The 18,300-nt window shown below is 64.3% G+C and carries 21 protein-coding genes; 13 read left to right on the top strand and 8 right to left on the bottom strand.

What is annotated here, in order from left to right; all coding sequences use genetic code 11:
- Positions 1 to 9 precede the first annotated feature (9 nt).
- Both mtaB and dapF read right to left on the bottom strand, forming a co-directional pair.
- Complete coding sequence (gene mtaB / locus IVB07_RS00770; RefSeq protein ID WP_018459811.1) at positions 10 to 1,263, bottom strand: tRNA (N(6)-L-threonylcarbamoyladenosine(37)-C(2))-methylthiotransferase MtaB; 1,254 nt, start codon at positions 1,261 to 1,263, stop codon at positions 10 to 12.
- Positions 1,263 to 2,138: a diaminopimelate epimerase gene (gene dapF / locus IVB07_RS00765; RefSeq protein WP_018459810.1), complete on the bottom strand. Its 876-nt coding sequence runs from the start codon at positions 2,136 to 2,138 to the stop codon at positions 1,263 to 1,265. Before dapF ends, mtaB begins: the two co-directional genes overlap by 1 nt.
- A gap of 220 nt (positions 2,139 to 2,358) precedes the next feature.
- Between dapF and IVB07_RS00760 the strand changes: the two genes are divergently transcribed.
- Positions 2,359 to 3,132 carry a GyrI-like domain-containing protein gene (locus tag IVB07_RS00760; protein ID WP_026233881.1) on the top strand — a complete coding sequence of 258 codons (774 nt, stop codon included), beginning with the start codon at positions 2,359 to 2,361 and terminating at the stop codon, positions 3,130 to 3,132.
- Between the two features lie 5 nt (positions 3,133 to 3,137).
- Positions 3,138 to 3,857, top strand: a complete 720-nt coding sequence (locus tag IVB07_RS00755) for an SIMPL domain-containing protein (protein WP_018459808.1) — start codon at positions 3,138 to 3,140, stop codon at positions 3,855 to 3,857.
- Positions 3,858 to 3,945: 88 nt separating this feature from the next.
- Here IVB07_RS00755 and IVB07_RS00750 read toward each other — a convergent pair whose 3' ends face one another.
- Positions 3,946 to 5,010, bottom strand: a complete 1,065-nt coding sequence (locus tag IVB07_RS00750; protein ID WP_018459807.1) for an MBL fold metallo-hydrolase — start codon at positions 5,008 to 5,010, stop codon at positions 3,946 to 3,948.
- Positions 5,011 to 5,340: 330 nt separating this feature from the next.
- On the opposite strand from IVB07_RS00750, the gene ffh reads away from it, so the two are divergent.
- From ffh to IVB07_RS00715, 7 genes are all read left to right on the top strand, one after another.
- Positions 5,341 to 6,888: a signal recognition particle protein gene (ffh, locus tag IVB07_RS00745; RefSeq protein ID WP_018459806.1), complete on the top strand. Its 1,548-nt coding sequence runs from the start codon at positions 5,341 to 5,343 to the stop codon at positions 6,886 to 6,888.
- Positions 6,889 to 6,974: 86 nt separating this feature from the next.
- Positions 6,975 to 7,307, top strand: coding sequence for a 30S ribosomal protein S16 (gene rpsP / locus IVB07_RS00740; RefSeq protein WP_007598827.1), 333 nt, complete (start codon positions 6,975 to 6,977; stop codon positions 7,305 to 7,307).
- A 9-nt stretch (positions 7,308 to 7,316) separates the two neighbouring features.
- Positions 7,317 to 7,862 (top strand): ribosome maturation factor RimM, encoded by a 546-nt coding sequence (gene rimM / locus IVB07_RS00735; protein WP_018459805.1) that lies wholly within the window; start codon positions 7,317 to 7,319, stop codon positions 7,860 to 7,862.
- A 118-nt stretch (positions 7,863 to 7,980) separates the two neighbouring features.
- Positions 7,981 to 8,736, top strand: coding sequence for a tRNA (guanosine(37)-N1)-methyltransferase TrmD (gene trmD / locus IVB07_RS00730; protein WP_018459804.1), 756 nt, complete (start codon positions 7,981 to 7,983; stop codon positions 8,734 to 8,736).
- 110 nt (positions 8,737 to 8,846) lie between these two features.
- Positions 8,847 to 9,230 (top strand): 50S ribosomal protein L19, encoded by a 384-nt coding sequence (rplS, locus tag IVB07_RS00725; RefSeq protein ID WP_018459803.1) that lies wholly within the window; start codon positions 8,847 to 8,849, stop codon positions 9,228 to 9,230.
- 323 nt (positions 9,231 to 9,553) lie between these two features.
- Positions 9,554 to 10,960 carry a 3-isopropylmalate dehydratase large subunit gene (gene leuC / locus IVB07_RS00720; protein WP_026233880.1) on the top strand — a complete coding sequence of 469 codons (1,407 nt, stop codon included), beginning with the start codon at positions 9,554 to 9,556 and terminating at the stop codon, positions 10,958 to 10,960.
- Between the two features lie 95 nt (positions 10,961 to 11,055).
- A complete protein-coding gene (locus IVB07_RS00715; RefSeq protein WP_018459800.1) occupies positions 11,056 to 11,265 on the top strand; it encodes a hypothetical protein in 210 nt (69 codons plus the stop codon).
- Between the two features lie 53 nt (positions 11,266 to 11,318).
- Here the strand turns inward: IVB07_RS00715 and IVB07_RS00710 are convergent, their stop codons facing one another.
- The 3 genes from IVB07_RS00710 to IVB07_RS00700 form a co-directional block, all read right to left on the bottom strand.
- A complete protein-coding gene (locus IVB07_RS00710; protein ID WP_026233879.1) occupies positions 11,319 to 11,879 on the bottom strand; it encodes a hypothetical protein in 561 nt (186 codons plus the stop codon).
- A 159-nt stretch (positions 11,880 to 12,038) separates the two neighbouring features.
- Complete coding sequence (locus IVB07_RS00705) at positions 12,039 to 12,299, bottom strand: hypothetical protein (protein WP_026233878.1); 261 nt, start codon at positions 12,297 to 12,299, stop codon at positions 12,039 to 12,041.
- Between the two features lie 57 nt (positions 12,300 to 12,356).
- Positions 12,357 to 12,638 carry a hypothetical protein gene (locus IVB07_RS00700; RefSeq protein ID WP_018459797.1) on the bottom strand — a complete coding sequence of 94 codons (282 nt, stop codon included), beginning with the start codon at positions 12,636 to 12,638 and terminating at the stop codon, positions 12,357 to 12,359.
- 154 nt (positions 12,639 to 12,792) lie between these two features.
- On the opposite strand from IVB07_RS00700, the gene IVB07_RS00695 reads away from it, so the two are divergent.
- The 4 genes from IVB07_RS00695 to IVB07_RS00680 all read left to right on the top strand — a co-directional run bounded on the left by IVB07_RS00695 (position 12,793) and on the right by IVB07_RS00680 (position 15,473).
- Positions 12,793 to 13,194 carry a metallopeptidase family protein gene (locus tag IVB07_RS00695; RefSeq protein WP_026233877.1) on the top strand — a complete coding sequence of 134 codons (402 nt, stop codon included), beginning with the start codon at positions 12,793 to 12,795 and terminating at the stop codon, positions 13,192 to 13,194.
- Between the two features lie 106 nt (positions 13,195 to 13,300).
- The gene (leuD, locus tag IVB07_RS00690) at positions 13,301 to 13,906 is read left to right on the top strand and encodes a 3-isopropylmalate dehydratase small subunit (protein ID WP_018459795.1); all 606 of its coding nucleotides are present in this window, start codon (positions 13,301 to 13,303) and stop codon (positions 13,904 to 13,906) included.
- Between the two features lie 136 nt (positions 13,907 to 14,042).
- Positions 14,043 to 14,828 carry a hypothetical protein gene (locus IVB07_RS00685; protein ID WP_018459794.1) on the top strand — a complete coding sequence of 262 codons (786 nt, stop codon included), beginning with the start codon at positions 14,043 to 14,045 and terminating at the stop codon, positions 14,826 to 14,828.
- A gap of 225 nt (positions 14,829 to 15,053) precedes the next feature.
- Entirely contained in the window at positions 15,054 to 15,473 is a 420-nt protein-coding gene (locus IVB07_RS00680) for a hypothetical protein (protein WP_026233876.1), read from the top strand.
- Between the two features lie 51 nt (positions 15,474 to 15,524).
- Here IVB07_RS00680 and IVB07_RS00675 read toward each other — a convergent pair whose 3' ends face one another.
- Together IVB07_RS00675 and IVB07_RS00670 are read right to left on the bottom strand one after the other, a co-directional pair.
- Positions 15,525 to 17,219, bottom strand: coding sequence for a caspase family protein (locus IVB07_RS00675; protein ID WP_247295776.1), 1,695 nt, complete (start codon positions 17,217 to 17,219; stop codon positions 15,525 to 15,527).
- A gap of 108 nt (positions 17,220 to 17,327) precedes the next feature.
- On the bottom strand, positions 17,328 to 18,209 hold the full coding sequence (locus IVB07_RS00670) for a CoA ester lyase (protein ID WP_018459792.1): 882 nt from the start codon (positions 18,207 to 18,209) through the stop codon (positions 17,328 to 17,330).
- Positions 18,210 to 18,300: the final 91 nt, after the last annotated feature.

Below are 18,300 nucleotides of genomic sequence, written 5' to 3'. Positions count from 1 at the left end.
AAGGAAGCATCACACCGTCAGCCGCGCGCCATCGCGACCGGCAATCCGCAGCGACACCACACTCCCCACACGCTCGCCCGCAATCGCCACCGGCAGATAATGCTCCGTCCGTCCCTGACCGTCGCTCTCGATCAGCACCTCACGCGTGGCGCCTATCTCGGCTTGCAGCCGCTGCAGGAGCGCGGTCTCACCGGCCGAGCGCAGCCGCTTCGCACGCTCCTTGATTGCACCGCCCGCCACCTGTGGCATCCGCGCGGCCGGCGTGCCGGGACGCGGCGAATAGGGGAAGACGTGGAGGAACGTCAGGCCGCATTGCTCGACCAGATCGAGCGAGCGCGAGAACATCTCCTCGGTCTCGGTCGGAAAGCCCGCGATGATGTCGGCCCCCAGCGCGATATCCGGGCGCAGCCGGCGGACCTGGTCGCAGAACGCGATGGCGTCGCCGCGCGTATGCCGCCGCTTCATGCGCTTCAAGATCATGTCGTCGCCGGACTGCAGCGACAGGTGCAGATGCGGCATCAGCCGCGAATCCTCAGCAATTGCATCCAACAGATCGCTGTCCGCCTCGATCGAATCGATAGAGGAGATGCGCAGGCGCCTCAGCTCCGGCACATGCCGCAAAATCTGCTTCGTCAGCATGCCGAGCTTGGGCGTGCCCGGCAGGTCAGTGCCGTAGCTGGTGAGGTCGACGCCCGTCAGCACGATCTCGGCATGGCCGCGCTCGGCCAATGCCCGGACCTGATCGACCACGGCGCCCATCGGCACCGAGCGCGAATTGCCGCGCCCGAACGGAATGATGCAAAAGGTGCAGCGATGGTCGCAGCCGTTCTGCACCTGCACGAACACGCGGGGCAGCCCGCTCGCAAAGCCGTCGATGAGATGCGGCGCCATCTCCTTCACCGCCATGATGTCGCTGACGGCGATTTTTTCGCTCGTACCGAGATCGAACGCCGTACGCGCCTCGCGCCACGCAGACGACCGCATCTTGTCGTCATTGCCGACGACGCGATCGACCTCGGCCATCTCGGCGAACATGCCGCTTTGCGTCTGCGCCGCGCAACCGGTGACGACGATGCGCGCTCCCGGCCGCTCGCGCTTCAATTTGCGGATCGACTGCCTCGCCTGCGCCACCGCTTCGTTGGTGACGGCGCAGCTGTTGATGACGATGGCATCTGAAAGGCCCGCGCCCTCGGCCTCGCGGCGGATCACCTCGGCCTCGAAAGCATTGAGGCGGCATCCGAAGGTGACGATGTCGACGCTCATCACCCGACCGGCGCGAACAGCGCCGGATCGAAACGGCCTTCATATTCGAAGGTCGCCGTGCCCGTCATCAGCACGTGATCGTCGCGCTCGCGCCATTCGATCCCGAGCTTGCCGCCGGGCAGCGTGATCTCGACATTGCGCTCGGCGCGCTTCAGCCGCGCCGCCGCGACCGCCGTGGCACATGCGGCCGAGCCGCAGGCCCTGGTCAGGCCGGCGCCGCGCTCCCAGGTGCGGATCGTGATGTGCTGGGGATCGACGATATGGGCTAGCGTGATGTTGGCGCGCTCCGGGAAGATCGGATGGTTCTCCAGCAGCGGACCGAAACGCTCGAGGTCGTAGGCGTTGACGTCATCGACCCAGAAGATCGCATGCGGATTGCCCATGCTGACCACCGAGGGCGAATGCAGGATCGGATTGTCGATCGGGCCGATCTGCAATTCGATGTAGCGGGTGTCACGAAATTCCTGGTCGAGCGGAATGTCCTGCCAGCCGAACTTCGGCGCGCCCATGTCCACCGTATAAAGATCCGGCGCCGGACCCTGCCAGGCATTGAGCAGGCCCGCGGCCGTCTCGAACGTTGCCGTGCTCTGGCCGGTCTTTTCGAAGATGCGCCGCACGACGCAGCGCATGCCGTTGCCGCAGGCGCCGGCCTCGGAGCCGTCTCTGTTGTAGATGCTGATGAACGCTTCGGTGCCGTCGAAGCGCGGCTTCTGCAGCACCATGAGTTGGTCGTAGGGCACGCCGCCTCGCGGCGATGCCACCGCGCGGGCATCGTCCGGGGTGACCTTTGAGGTGGAATCGCGCATGTCGACAACGACGATCTCGTTGCCGATGCCGTTCATCTTGGCAAATGCGTGGTTGGCCAGCGCGCTCATGAAAATTCCCGAATTTCGCCTGCCTTATATGGCGATCCTTGGCCCTCTTGGCCAGTGATTTGCCGACAAGAGCCAGGACGCTGCCATGACGCATCTGTCATGGGACGAATTCGGCGCTCGCGTGTTAGAACGGCGCAATTCGCGCGATCCGGGACATGCGGCCGGGCTAAGGCTTCGGGGACGTAAGGCCTTGGCGGATAAGCTATTGGGGAGAATAAAAATGTTCAGGTTTCGTCGTCTCGTTTTGGCCGCGCTGATCCCGGCAGCGGCCTTGTCGTTTAGTCTGTCCGCCACGCTGGCCCAAACGCCGAGCCCGGCACCGGCCGCATCAGCGAGCCCCTCGCCGGCCCCGTCGGCTTCGCCCGCCCCGGCCGCGAGCGCTGCCCCCGTCGCCACGCCCTCGCCGGCGGCCAGCGCCACGCCAAGCCCTGCAACGTCCCCTGCAACCTCGCCCTCGCCAGCCGCCAGTGCGTCACCCAGCCCGGCCACTCCGCCCCCGGCTGCCGCCGCGACGCCGGCTCCCGTGCAGACGGCCGATCCTTTCGGCCAGGAGACCACGCTCGAGTCCAAGAAGGTTTTGATGGTCAAGGGCACTGCCAATTGGGACTCGGCCTTCGACACGCTGATTGACGCCTTCAAGGCGCTGAACACGCTGCTGGACAAGCAGGGCATCAAGCACGCCGGCAATTCGATGATCGTCTACACCTCGACCGACGACACCGGCTTCACCTTCCTAGCCGAGATCCCGGTCGAGCAGGACCCGAAGAACCTGCCCAAGGACATGAGCGTCGGCAAATCGCCGGAGGGCAAGGCGCTGAAATTCGTTCATCGCGGCTCCTACGACAACATGGACAACACCTATGAGGCGATCACCAATCATCTCGACGACAAGAAGCTGGAAGCCAAGGACACCTTCATCGAGGAATACCTCACCGATCCCCTGAAGACGGCGGAGGACAAGCTCGTGATCAATGTTTTCGTGCCGCTGAAGTGAAACCGATGAAAAAGCCTGCCATCCTTTTGACCTCCCTTGTTGCGTCCTTTGCCGCCACGATGCTGGCAACGCCTGCGCTCGCCGACGATTTTCCGTCCGCGATTTCGGTGAGCGGCGAAGCCACGATCTCCGCCGCGCCTGATCTGGCGCAGATCGACGCCGGCGTCGCCAACGACGCCAAGTCTGCGAAGGAAGCCTCCGACGCCAACAACGCCGCGATGGGCAAGGTGCTGCTGGCGCTGAAGGGCGCAGGCATTGACGAGAAGGACTACCAGACCTCGCGGCTGTCGCTGCAGCCGCAATACGGCCAGAACAAATCCACCGGCGCCTCGCCCGTGGTCGGCTTCCGCGCCTCAAACCGCGTCACCGTGAAGATCCGCGACGTGACCAAGGTCGCCGCCATCATCGACACGCTGGTCGGCGCCGGCGCCAATGATATCGGCAACATCTCCTTCGAGGTTACGCAGGCCTCGAAACTGCTCGACGATGCCCGCGAGAAAGCTGTCGCAGACGCCCGCCGCAAAGCGGAGATCTACGCCAAGGCGACCGGCGTCACGCTGGGTGCACCGCTCAGCGTCTCCGAAGGCGGCGCCCCGATGCCGCTGTTCAAGGGACGCATGGCCGCAGCTCCCATGGCCGTACCGCAGGCCGCGGTCGCGCCGGGCGAGGAAACGCTAGCGGTGACGGTGAATGTGAGCTGGGCGATCAAGGCGAAAGAGCAGTAGGGGCAGCTGCCGCTACAGACTCCATTGTCGTCCCGGCCGCAATTGCGCACTAGGCCGGGACGACAGCGGGTTCGAAGCGACGGCGAAGCTAGATCTCCACCACCTGCCCCGGCTTCATCGCCACAAATCTTTCCTGCGGAACCTTCGCGGCATCGAGCGCCTCGACCAGCGCTTTCGCCGGCGCATCGATTGCTTCATCGGTCAGCTGAAACGTGCCGTGGTGATGCCCGAGTGCGGCTTGCGCGCCGCAATCCGCGAGCGCCTTCACCGCGTCTTCCGGGTTCATGTGCTGGTCGTGCATGAACCAGCGCGGCTCATAGGCGCCGATCGGGAGGATCGCCAGGCGGAGCGGCCCGTGCCTCTCGGCGACGCGGCGGAAATGCCCGCCATCGCCGTAGCCGGAATCGCAGACGACGTAGATTTTCCCCGCAGGCGTCTCCAGCACGAAACTCGCCCACAGCGCCTTGTTGCGATCGAACATGCCGCGCGCCGACCAGTGCCGGGTCGGCACCAGGGTCACGGCGATACCGCCGCCGAGCTCGACGCGATCATGCCAGTCGAACGCTTCCACCTTGATCGTCGCATCGGTGCTGCGCATCGTGACGTCATTGCCGAGCGGGGTCACCACACGCGGCGCAAAATTCTTGGCGAGCCGCGACAGCGTCGCCATGTCGAGATGATCGTAATGGCCGTGCGAGACCAGCACGACATCGATCTTCGGCAGCTTGTCGAACGCAATGCCGGGATCGTTGTGCCGTTTCGGCCCGGCGAAGCTGACGGGCGAGACCCGCGTCGACCAGACGGGATCGACGAGAATATTGAGGCCGCCGGTCTGGATCAGCCAGCTGGCGTGGCCGACGAAAGAGAGCCGCACCTTGTCGCCGTGGACGCGGTCGGGCGGGGCGTCGGCATGGGGGCTCGGCGCCCAATCCGGCCAAGTCGCGCGCTGCCGCTTGCCGCCGAATTGCCAGCGCAGGACCTCACGAAGCGATTTCGGCGGCACGCCGTCCGGATCGAAGAAGTTCAGGCCGTCGAAATGGTCGGAGACCGGGCCGTCATAGGTTTTCATGCGGGACATCCAAAGGGAGGGCACGCCGACCAATGCGCCGGCACCGGCGAGCAGTCCGAAAAGGCGGCGGCGGGTGATCGGCACGGAACTGGCTTCAAAGATGGTCGGAGGGGGAGGACATCACCGCTATATGGGCGGGGTCTGCGGAAAAGGAACCCGCCGCCGGAAAGTTCATCTTTTCAAGGCTTTGCCTTCCAAAGCAGCCCCGGCCACCCTAACTTTCCTTGACTTTCGGGCGTCAGCGGCGTTTAACCCCGGCACTTCTCGGAAAGGCTTTCTTTTCGACCCGCCGACTGGTCCCAGAGGCCAGAGGCCAACGCCCGACAGCGCGATGCGCCCTCGGGCGTGAAGGTGTTTGGATTTCTGCTCCCTCGCCCCGCGCTTGCGGGGAGAGGTGAAAAAAGGACAACGGCATTGTTCGACAATCTGTCGGAACGGCTTGGCGGCATTCTCGATCGTCTGACGGGGCGCGGTGCGCTGACCGAAAAGGACGTCGACGCCGCGATGCGCGAAGTGCGCCGCGCACTGCTGGAAGCCGACGTCGCGTTAGAGGTGGTGCGCAGCTTCACCGAGCGGGTCCGCGAGCAGGCGATCGGCGCCACCGTCGTCAAGTCGGTGACGCCAGGCCAGATGGTGGTCAAGATCGTCCATGACGAGCTGATCAACACGCTCGGCGCCGAAAGCCAGACCATCGACATCAATTCCGTGCCGCCGGTGCCGATCATGATGGTCGGTCTGCAAGGCTCCGGCAAGACCACCACCACCGCAAAGCTCGCCCGTCGCATGGTCCAGCGCGACAAGCGCAAGGTGCTGATGGCGTCGCTCGACATCTACCGTCCCGCGGCGATGGAGCAGCTGGCCGTCCTGGGCCGCGATCTCGACATTCCGACGCTGCCGATCGTCGCCGGCCAGCAGCCGGCGCAGATCGCGAAGCGCGCGCTCGAGGCCGGCAAGCTCGGCGGCTACGACGTCGTGCTGCTCGACACTGCCGGCCGTACCACGCTCGACGAAGAGATGATGGCGGAAGCGGCAGCGATCAAAGCCGCCGCCAATCCGCATGAAGTGCTGCTGGTGGCGGACAGCCTCACCGGCCAGGACGCCGTCAATCTCGCTCGCGCCTTCGACGAGCGCGTCGGCCTCACCGGTATCGTGCTGACGCGCGTGGACGGCGACGGCCGCGGCGGCGCCGCGCTGTCGATGCGCGCGGTCACCGGCAAGCCGATCAAGCTGCTCGGCACCGGCGAAAAGACCGATGCGCTGGAGGATTTCCATCCTGATCGTATCGCCGGCCGCATCCTCGGCATGGGCGACGTGGTCTCGCTGGTCGAACGCGCTGCCGCCAACATCGATGCCGAAAAGGCCGCGCGCACCGCCGAGCGCATGCGCAAGGGTCAGTTCGACCTCAACGACATGCGCGAGCAGCTGTTGCAGATGGCCAATATGGGCGGCATCAGCGGCCTGATGGGCATGATGCCCGGCATCGCCAAGATGAAGAACCAGATCGCGGCCGCCGGCATCGACGACAAGATTTTGAAGCGCCAGGTCGCGGTGATTGATTCGATGACGCGCGACGAGCGCCGTCATCCCGATTTGCTCAAGGCCAGCCGCAAGAAGCGCATCGCCGCAGGTTCCGGCCAGAGCGTCGAGCAGGTCAACAAGCTGCTCAAGATGCACCGGAACATGGCCGATATGATGAAGGCCATGGGCTCCGGCAAGCGCGGTCCGCTCGCGGGCATAGCGCAGGCGATGGGCTTTGGCGGCGGCATGAAGCCGCCTTCGCCGGAAGAGATGAAGGCGCTGCAGGAGAAGATGCAGGGTGGCGGCGGACAGGGTCTGCCCAGCCTGCCGAAGGATCTACCTGCCGGGCTGCGCCAGGGTCTGCCGAACGTTCCGGGCCTGACCGGGCTGAGCGGCAAGCCGATGCTGCCGGGTCTCGGCGGTTTCCCTGGCAAGAAGAAATGAGGAATTCGTCGCGGGAGATCGCAGCGGTCTCGCGCAACGCGGAATACCAATCAACCGAACAAAACGTACTTTGAAGGAGAACTTAGATGTCCGTCGTTATCCGTCTCGCCCGCGCTGGCACCAAGAAGCGTCCCGTCTATCACGTCGTCGTCGCCGATTCGCGCTTTCCGCGCGATGGCCGCTTCATCGAGCGTCTCGGCTATTTCAACCCGCTGCTGCCGAAGGACAACGAGACCCGGCTGAAGCTCGACATGGACAAGGTGAAGGCCTGGCTCGCCAAGGGCGCGCAGCCGTCGGACCGTGTATCGCGCTTCCTCGACGCCGCCGGCGTCAAGAAGCGCGAAGTGCGCAACAACCCCGAGAAGGCCGTGCCGCGCAAGGAGCGCAAGGCGCAGGCCGAAGCCGCCGCGAAGGGTTAAGGCCAGATCATGCCGGCGCTGGTCTGCGTCGCGCGGATCGGCGCCGCGCATGGTGTGCGCGGCGCGGTCAAACTGTGGACCTTCACGGAAGATCCGTTTGCCGTGCGGAGCTACGGTCTGCTTTCGTCCAAGGACGGCAAGCGCCAGTTCGAGGTCGCAACGGCGCGCGCGGCCAAGGATCATCTGGTTGCAACGTTCAAGGGCGTCACGACTCGCGATGAGGCCGAGCGCCTCAACGGCATCGAGCTCTACGTCGCGCGCGAAAAGCTGCCCGCGACGGACGAGGGCGAATATTACCACACCGATCTGATCGGGCTCGCCGCCGTCACCATGGCCGGCGATGCGCTCGGCCGCGTGCTCGCGATCCACAATTTCGGCGCCGGTGACATCATCGAGATTGCGCCGCCCACAGGCACCACGATGCTGCTGCCGTTCACCGATGCGGTGGTGCCGGAGGTCGACATCGCCGGCGGCCGCGTCGTGATCGCGCTGCCGCAGGAGATCGCGGGCGAGGATCCCTCCCCGGGTCGTCCCGGCGAAGGCCGAGACCCATAACCACAGTGCCAGAATTTTTAGCTAAGCTGATCGCGCCAGCCGTCGCCAAACGAAGTGCGGTGGTTCTGGGTCCCGGATCTGCGCTCCGCTTGTCCGGGACGACAATAACTGAGATCCGATGACCAACCCCTCACCCTGGCGCGCGACGGTGCTGACGCTGTTTCCGGAGATGTTTCCGGGGCCGCTGGGCGTGAGCCTGGCCGGCCGGGCGCTGGCTGGCGGGCTCTGGGAGCTGGAGGCGCGGGACATCCGGGCCTCGGCCACCGACCGCCACCGCAGTGTCGATGACACCCCGGCCGGCGGCGGACCGGGCATGGTGCTTCGGGCCGATGTTCTGGCGGCCGCGATCGATGCCGCCGGGATCGGGCCGGACCGGCCGAAACTGCTGATGAGCCCGAGGGGTCGGCCATTGACCCAGGCCCGGGTTCTCGAACTCGCCAAGGGCCCGGGTCCTCTGATCGTCTGCGGGCGGTTCGAGGGGGTGGACCAGCGCGTGATCGACGGGCGGGGCCTGGAGGAGGTCTCGATTGGGGATTACGTCCTCTCCGGCGGCGAAATCGCGGCCTTGGCCCTGATCGACGCCTGTGTTCGGCTGCTTCCGGGCGTGATGGGCAAGGAGGCCTCGGGAACCGAGGAAAGCTTCTCGGACGGCCTGCTCGAATACCCCCAATACACCCGGCCGCAGCGGTTCGAGGGAACCCCGATTCCGGAGATCCTGACCTCCGGTGACCATGCCAAGGTCGCCAGCTGGCGGCGGGAGGAATCCGAGGCCCTGACCGCGGCCCGGCGACCGGATTTGTGGGCCCGGATCCCGAGCAAAGTCCCGAATCGGGGCGGACGCCAAAAAACGCCAAAAAACAAGACAGACGGGTGACAAACGCTCCGGCTTGCCTTATAGCAGCGGCCACATCCGCAATGGCTGGATAAACGAATTTCGCGCAGCCCCCGTTTTCCAAGGCTGGGCGCGCCGATGGAGATTTACCCATGAACCTGATCCAACAGCTCGAAAAAGAGCAATTCGACAAGCTCTCCGCCAACAAGGAGATTCCGGAATTCGGCCCCGGCGATACCGTGATCGTCAACGTGAAGGTCGTCGAAGGCGACCGCACCCGCGTGCAGGCCTATGAAGGCGTTTGCATCGGCCGTTCCGGCGGCGGTCTCAACGAGAGCTTCACGGTGCGCAAGATTTCGTACGGCGAAGGCGTGGAGCGCGTGTTCCCGGTGATGTCGCCGATGATCGACTCGATCAAGGTGGTGCGCCGCGGCAAGGTGCGTCGCGCCAAGCTCTATTATCTCCGCAACCTTCGCGGCAAGTCGGCCCGCATCGTCGAGAAGAAGCAGGACCGTCCGGCTGCCGTCAACGAGTAAGCTCCGCTTACAGGCGAGTTTCCAAAAGCGCGGGGCCAACCCCGCGCTTTTTTGTTGCGTCAGCCGTGCGCGTCAAAGCCCTCGCGATTCCGGTTCGGCCTGCTATATATTCTTGGAATGTTTCCAGATTTGACCAGCCTCTCGCCCGTCAAGCGCGTCGTCATCGACGATCGCTCGCGGCTGCCTGGCCGGTTCTTCGGACGCTTCGCGACCTCGGCAACGTCAGAGCTTACGCGCGCAGCCTAAAAGCTGCGCTGACGATTTTGTTGCCCGCGCGCTATCCGCGCAACCCGCTCTACACAACATTCCTGGAGCTGACGCTCATGTCCAAGCCGACCACATTGTACGACAAGATCTGGAACGACCATCTGGTGCACGAAGCCGAGGACGGCACCTGCCTGCTCTATATCGATCGCCATCTGGTGCACGAGGTCACTTCACCGCAGGCGTTCGAAGGCTTGCGCGCCACCGGACGCAAGGTGCGCGCGCCGGAGAAGACGCTGGCCGTCGTCGACCACAACGTGCCGACCACCGACCGCACCAAGCCGAACCCCGACCCTGAAAGCATCGAGCAGATCAAGGCACTGGCCGACAACGCCCGGGAATTCGGCATCGAATATTACGACGAGTTCGACAAGCGTCAGGGCGTCGTCCATGTCATCGGCCCCGAGCAGGGCTTTACGCTGCCCGGCACCACCATCGTCTGCGGTGACAGCCACACCTCGACGCATGGTGCGTTCGGCGCGCTCGCGCACGGCATCGGCACGTCGGAAGTCGAACATGTGCTGGCGACGCAGACGCTGATCCAGAAGAAGGCGAAGAACATGCGCGTCACTGTCGACGGCAAATTGCCGGATGGCGTGACGGGCAAGGACATCATCCTCGCCATCATCGGCGAGATCGGCACCGCGGGCGGTACCGGCTACGTGCTCGAATACGCCGGCGACGCGATCCGTGCGCTCAGCATGGAAGGCCGCATGACGGTCTGCAACATGTCGATCGAAGGCGGTGCACGCGCCGGACTGGTCGCGCCGGACCAGAAGGCGTTCGACTTCCTGCGCGGCCGCCCGAAGGCACCGAAGGGCGCCGACTGGGACGCGGCGATGCGTTACTGGGAGAAGCTGCGCTCGGACGAGGGCGCGCATTTCGACCACGAGCTGCGGCTCGATGCCGCGAAGCTGCCGCCGATCGTGACCTGGGGCACGAGCCCTGAAGACGTGATCTCGGTCACCGGCAGCGTGCCCGATCCCGACAAGATCGCGGACGAGGCCAAGCGCCTGTCGAAGCACCGCGCGCTGAAATACATGGGCCTGACCGCGGGGACGAAGATCACCGACATCAAGCTCGACCGCATCTTCATCGGCTCCTGCACCAACGGCCGGATCGAGGATCTGCGCGCCGCCGCCAAGATCGCGGAAGGCAAGCAGGTCGCAGGCGGCGTCAACGCCATGGTCGTGCCGGGCTCCGGCCTCGTGAAGGAGCAGGCCGAGGCTGAAGGTCTGGACAAGATCTTCATCAAGGCCGGCTTCGAATGGCGCGAGCCCGGTTGCTCGATGTGCCTCGCGATGAACCCCGACAAGCTGGCTCCGGAAGAGCGCTGCGCCTCGACCTCGAACCGCAACTTCGAGGGCCGCCAGGGCTTCAAGGGCCGCACCCATCTGGTGTCGCCGGCGATGGCCGCAGCCGCTGCGATCGCGGGTCACTTCGTCGACATCAGGGAGTGGCGGTAAGCTGCTCCCTGCAATTTGAGTGATTGCGGCAAACCGCCGTTAATCGGCAGCGCCGACACTGTGTCCTCGCGAGCGTTTCGCGAGGACACCAGCTCATGGCCAGCAAGCCTGAATATGTCGATCTGATCAGCGCGGCGACGCCCCAGCACCGGCGGCGCGCGGCACCGCTGCGCATGGTCGCCAAGCCCGAGGTCGAGGAGGCCTCGAAGCTCAGCCGCTGGCCGCCGGCGATGTTCAAGCAATGGAAGCTGGAGAACCTCACGCGCTGGACGTCGGCGACGTGGAAACTGAAGGATTGGCTTTAGGCCACCGGATGAACAAGGGCGCCGTCGAGGCGCCCTTTTCATTTCGGTCGTGCTTACCAATAGCGATACGGATGGTGCCAGCGATGCCAGCGGCAGACGCGGCGCGGGCCGTAATAGGTCCAGATGACCCGGCAGCGGCGCGGATGGCTGTAATAGGGATAGTAGCCGCCATAGTAGCGCCGGTGGAAATGGCGATGGCCGTAATAGGCGGGACGATAGATGCCGTAGCGATGGAATCCGCCTCCGCCATAGTGGCGAACTCCGCCGTAACGATAGCCGCCGCCATGAAAGGCGGGTGCGGCCCGGAAGCCACCAGCGTGGAAACCACCGCCGCGGAAGCCACCGATATGTCCTCCGCCACCGTGGAAGCCGCCTCCACCGTGGAAACCGCCGCCGCCATGAAAGCCGCCGCCATGTCCACCACCACCGCCGCCGCCGTGGCGAACCTGGATCATGTCGTCACTTGCGGCCTTCGCCGCAGGCAACGCGGTCGGATTGACTGGTGTCATCGCTTCAGCGCGGCGCGTCGTGCCGGCCGACAACATCAGCGTCGCGGCGGCCGCAATTCCGAGCAAGCGCATCCGGCTTGCCTTGAGACCCAATATCCTCAGCATCGACTTCTCCCTGAATCTGGACAGCGGAGTTGCGACGCTCGCTCCCGGCTCGCGTCATCCGTGTTCATTGGCGGTCGCTCCCGAGATTAAATTACGGACAGCGACGTGAACCCATCATGAATGAACGGCATTCCGCGGAAGCGCCTGCAGGCTAGTGCATCACCGCCACGGTCCATAGCCGAACACGAATGGCGCCGGCACGGCATAGGGATAGGGGCGGTAGAAGACCGGCCGCGCGTAATAATGCGGATCAGGACGCGGAGCGTAATGCATGATGTCGGGCCGCACATGTCGCCCTCCGTCGAACGCCGCGCGCCCTGCCGAGGCATCCGGCAGCTTCGTCACCCTATGCGCTGCAAAAGCGTGAGGCAGGCCTGCGGCAAGTCCGGCAGCGACGGCCAACGCGATCCATCTCATCATGACGGCCTCTGCCTGCAACATGGCGCTTCATCGGCGCGCGACGGCATCGCGCTCGTATCAGCCCCGGCGCCAGTAGCAGCTCATATGCGGCACGATCACCGTGCCGCTCGGGCGATATTCCTGCACATAGGTGGCGTTGCACTCGCGGACCGCATCGGGACCGGGATTGTAGCGGGGATAGACGCCATCCGGACTGTAATAGGGCGTGACGCGCAGGCGCGCCGGGGTCCGCTTGCGCGGCGGCGGCAGATCGTCTCGCGAGGCCGCTTGGGCCAGCCTGATCCCGGGAGCCGCGGTCTGGGCCTCCGCGCCAACGCAAAACTGCGAAAACAACCCCATGCACAGTAGCGTCAGCGCTGTTTTCGCTCGCATTTTTCTGCCCACCTGAACGTCCACTTCGAGGCCTACGCTCCCCGTTTTGACGGCGCTCGTCAACCTCGCCGCGCTTATAAAGCCGGATGCATCGCCGCGAAACCCACGCTATGAGAAGCCCATGTGGACGGAATTGAAAGCGCCCTCGCTGGCCGAGATGGAAGCGATGGCGCATGAAGTGTTCGAACGCCTGCCGGCGGAGTTTCGTAGGCTGTGCGAGGGCGTGATCATCCGCGTCGACGACTTCCCCACCGAGGAAGTCCTGGACGAGATGGCATGCGAGAGCGAGTTCGACCTGCTCGGCCTGTTCCAGGGCGTCGGCCTGCCGCAGCAGAGTTTTGCCGACGTGGCGCGGCTGCCCAACATGGTCTGGCTCTACCGCCGGCCGATCCTGGATTACTGGGCCGAGCACGACGAAAGCCTCGGCCATATCGTTCGCCACGTCCTGATCCACGAGATTGGCCATCATTTCGGCCTGTCGGACGACGATATGTCCGCGATCGAGGCTCAAGAGCCGGGTTGAGCAGAGAGCCCGGTTAGGCAGACGAGATCTGCCGAATTCGGCCTAGGATTTCCGCCCCGATCGCGATAAATACCGGTTCCCTAGACCATCCCGGGAAAGCGCAACCATGGACAAGTTCACCACGCTGGAAGGCGTCGCGGCGCCGCTGAAGATCATCAATGTCGACACCGACATGATCATTCCGAAGCAGTACCTCAAGACCATCAAGCGCACCGGCCTTGGCAAGGGGCTCTTCTCCGAGCAGCGCTACAAGGACGACGGCAGCGAGAACCCCGATTTCGTCCTCAACCAGCCCGCCTATCGCAACGCGAAGGTGCTGGTCGCCGGCGACAATTTCGGCTGCGGCTCGAGCCGCGAGCACGCGCCCTGGGCGCTGCTCGACTTCGGCATCCGCTGCGTGATCTCGACCTCGTTCGGCGACATCTTCTACAACAACTGCTTCAAGAACGGCATTCTGCCGATCCGCGTGGCCCAGGAAGACCTCGACAAGCTGTTCGACGACGCCGAGCGCGGCGCCAACGCGACGCTGACGATCGACCTGCCGAACCAGGAGATCCGCGGTCCCGACGGCGGCAAGGTCAAGTTCGAGATCGACCCGTTCCGCAAGCACTGCCTGATCAACGGCCTCGACGACATCGGCCTGACGATGGAGAAGAAGGCCTCGATCGACACCTATGAGGACAAGCTAAAGCGCGAACGCGCCTGGGCCTGATCTCAAGTTTTTGTTCAAGCCCCGGTGCTACAAGCGCCGGGGCTTTTTCTTTGTTCTGATTATCCCGTATCTTTCGAGCATGATCTTGTCGGAAAACCGCTGCACACTTTTCCGGATCATGCTCTAAGCTCCGCGCATGCTGCCCGACATCGTCACCTTCTGGCACGGCCCGATGGACGCCTTGCGCCAGACCTGTCTGCGCTCGCAGCTGGCTGCCGGCCACAAGGTCACGGTCTACAGTTTTGACACCATTCCCGGCCTGCCCGCAGGCGTCGAGAATGCCGATGCCGAAGCTATCCTGCCACATGCGTTCTCCGAACGATTGCGACCGCCGCAGCCGGACGGCAGCTGGCGCGACTGGACCACGCTTCAGTTCAGCGACTTCTTCCGCATGAAGCTGATGGCGAAGGACCTCGGCCTCTGGCTCGACGCCGACGTGCTGCTGCTCAGGCCCGTCGAGATCGATCCGGCAAAGCCCTATTTCGCGTGGGAGCGGCCGCGCCAGCTCGGCAACTCCGTGATTTACCTTCCACCTGAACACGGCATCGTTGCCGCTTTCGAAGAGCTGATGGAGCAGGAGGAGCTGACGCCGAACTGGCTGTCGCTGCGCCATCGCGTCACGTTTGCGATGCGCCGCCTGCGCGGCGGCTCGAACCGCCTCTCCGACATCCGCGTCGCGATCTTCGGGCCGGCGGCACTCACCGCGCTCGCGCGCCGCACCGGCGAGCTGCACTGCGCCTTGCCGAAGCAATCGTTCTACGCCGTGCATGCCGAGCCAAAACTGTTCTTCGATCCCTCGAGCTATCTCGGCCTCGTCACCGACCGCGACATCATCGGCCTGCATATCTCGCCCAAGGGCCGCGGCGGTGAGAAGCCGATCCCGGGCAGCCTGTATGCGTGGGCGGCGGAGCGGTTCGCATAATTTTCTCCGCTGTGCGGCGCTCTCGCGCCCGGACGCAGCGCAGCGCGAAGCGGTGCGTTGCTGAGCCGGGGCCCAGCGATGCGGCGAGATGGCTCCGGCTCTGCGAGCAGCGCTTCACGCTGCAGCGCGTCCGGGACACGAGAGCTGTATTTGATCCAGCGCAACGCGCACCTGCACCATTGTGCCTAATCTCGCTCCAATTCCGTCGTTCGAATGGAGCTTCGCATGAGCACCGCAACCAGGCCTTATCCCATTGTCCAGGACCTCATCGAGTCCTTTGCAAGCTGGCTGAAGCATCGCCGCGAGCTGAACGAGATCCGGCAGCTCGACCGCGCCGATTTCGACCGGATCGCGCAAGACCTGCGGATCGCGCCTGACGATCTGGAAGATCTGGTCCGTCACGGCAAGCACGCCGCCGACGAGCTGCCGAAGATGCTGGAGCAGCTCGGCATCAGTGCCGAAGGGCTCGGCCGCGCGCATCCGCTGCTGCTGCGCGACATGGAGCGGGTGTGCGCGCTTTGCAGCCACAAGGGCCAGTGCGATCGCGAGCTGGCCGACGGCACCGCCGCGGAGAACTATCACGGCTTCTGCGCCAATGCCTCGACACTGGAGTCGCTCGACCGTGCGGATCACGCGCATCGCTAAGGCGTTGCCCTTATCAAAGGATTAGTTTAGCGGCAGGATGTCCCGCCGGTGCTAGATCACGCCCGTACGGGCACAAGCCTCGCGCCGGGCAAATCCTTTGACGAGTTTTCTGCAAGCACGATAGCGCTCTTCCATGCTCGTCCCACTGACATTGCCTGACGGGCTCGGTTCGGCCGCGCTTTCCTTTTTGGCGGCACGAGGCTGCGAGGTTTTCTCGCGCTTGCTTGAAGCATCCTCCGGCGCTGGCACGAGCTTCCAGACAGGGCGGAGCTCTATGTTCGCCTTCTCAGTTGGATTTTCCTTGTTGACGGACGACAGCGTAAGGACGTTCTTGTCCATCCTGACGGTGACGGGTGTTCCGCTGATGGAAAATTTGTCGTTCACAATGTATTCGGCAAACGACCGGTACCCCGCCTCATCCTTCACCCACGATGCCTTTGTCGGCGGTCCCCAGAGGTAGTGTCCCTTGGCTAACCCGGTGGCAGAGACTTCCGTAACGATCAGCATGGCATACCGTCCTTTGCCATTCGTCCATCCACGTTTGTTGGACCACACGCCGACAAATCTGGAGTTAGCATTGAGCGGATCATTCTGATCAGGCGATATAGCGTAGCTTGGCAGTTTGAGTTGCTGAGCTGCCGCGATGGCTGCAACTTTCTGGTTATCTTCGGGCGCAAATAGATTTCGGACGACGGTTTTTGCGTCCGGTTTCGGAGGGGCAGCTGGGGATGAGAGCACCGCAACTTCGTTGGCCTTGAAATTCTTCACCCGCTGGCGCGCTTCTGCGGCGTGGCTGCTGCGGGGGTACCTGGTCAGAAACTCCTCGTAGAGGCCTGCCACCGTGGACGTCTGGATAGCCAGCCAAAACTTCTCGTCCTCCGCGGCATCTGCAGGCGCGGGAGCCGACGCGACTGGCGCTTGAGCGCTCGCCACCGGAGCTCTCAGGTAAATCTCTTCCTTCGACAAAGAGCCGTATACGAAAGGCTGCTGCTCGCGTCTGGTGGCCGCCATCACGTCGTCACGAACACGACGAAACAGAAACGATATCTCCAGCCCCGGCGTTTCAATGTGGCGAAGGAGCGATGCCGTGAATGGGCTGTTCCGGCCATCCCCGTCGCTTGCCGTAGTACCGTCCCGGGCGGCGTACGCAATCAGAACGTTATCGGATGGCTCCGTCGGAGCGAGTCCGCGAGCCACGGCCCGGGTGCTCAGCGAGCGTCTCATCTTTGCGGCAAAAGGATTGTTGCGGCATGCGTCCAGTATCACAAGGCCCAACTTTCGTGCCTTCGAAACCTGAAGGCTCACCGAGCGCAGGCTGATGGCCTCGCTTTCGATGTCGGTATCGCTGCGCAGCTCTGCGCCGACCGGAATCAGCCAGTTCTCGCCGCTGACCTCCATGCCGTGTCCGGCATAGAAAACGACCGCAAGGTCTGCTCCCTCCGCAGAGCGGCCGAACTCGACGACAGACTTCCTCATCTCTTGCGCAGTCGCGTTCTTGACCTGGGTGACTTTGAAGTCGAGCCGCTCCAGCGCGCGGCCGATGTCGGCCGCATCGCGCGTCGGGTTCGGCAACTCGGCTACCTTCTCATAGGCGCCGTTACCGATGACGAGCGCAACCCGAACCTGCTGCGCAAGCGCCGGCGTGGCGAATGGAAATGACGTAACGAGAAGGACTGCTAGGAAAAAAATGCGCATCAAATGCTTGCCCGGATCAATATCGAGCGTGAGGGTAGCATTGTCTTTCACCACCGCAACGGGAAAAGCCGGGATCGTGGTCGTTCAGAGAACCGCGGCTCCCCGAGCATACCGGTAACCGCGTCAATGTTCGTTCGGCTTGAGCGCAACCGCCTGCCCTCAGCCCTTCCCCATCGCCGCAATCGCGTCCGCGATCTCGATCGTGCGCCGCGCCATGTCGGCGTGCAGCCGCTCCACCATGGCGCCGTCGAGACGGATCGCGCCGCGCGAGACGTTCTCCGGCAGCTCGAACGCGGCGATGATCTTTCGCGCGCGCGCGACTTCCTCCTCCGGCGGGGTGAAGATCGCGTTGCAGGCTTCGATCTGCGAGGGGTGAATCAGCGTCTTGCCGTCGAAACCGAGATCGCGGCCTTGCGCGCATTCGGTGGCGAAACCATCGGAGTTGGCGATGTCGCTATAGGGGCCGTCGAGGATTTCGAGGCCATGGGCGCGCGTCGCCAGGATGCAATGGGAGATCATCGGGATCATCGCCGCGCGGCCCGGCAGCATCTTGATGCGCGTCTCGCGCGAGATGTCGTTGGGCCCGAACACGAAGCCTGACAGGCGCCGCGCTGGATCGCGCCCGGCGGCAGCGAGTTCTTCGGCATGCAGTACCGCGCGCGCGGTCTCGATCATGGCCCAGACCTTTACGGTCGGCGCCGCGCCGAGTTCGGCGAGACGGCGGCCGATCGTGTCGAGCTCCTCCACGCGTGAAACCTTTGGAACCAGGATGCCGTCGGGCGAGGCATTCGCCGCCATCGCGACATCGTCGGCCCACCAGGGCGTGTCGAGGCCGTTGGTCCGGATCAGGATCTCGCGCTTGCCGAACCCTTTGGCCGCGATCGCGGCCGCGATGCCATCGCGTGCCACTGCCTTGGCATCGGGCGCGACGGAGTCTTCCAGGTCGAGGATCAGGCCGTCGGCGGCGAGATTGCGCGCCTTTTCCAGCGCGCGGGGGTTGGAGCCGGGCATGAACAGATGGCTGCGGCGCGGGCGGGTCATGCAAGCGTTCCTTCCGGTTTCCTCATCTCATTCCGACCGAAGCCGATAGCATCTGGCCTGCCTATTCGAAAGGCTTGTTCGTCCCAGCGGT

The organism is Bradyrhizobium sp. 172, from assembly GCF_023101065.1.
Taxonomy (GTDB): Bacteria; Pseudomonadota; Alphaproteobacteria; order Rhizobiales; family Xanthobacteraceae; genus Bradyrhizobium; species Bradyrhizobium canariense_D.
The sequence above is the reverse complement of the archived record's forward strand: the minus strand, read 5'-3'. Positions and strand labels throughout refer to the sequence as shown.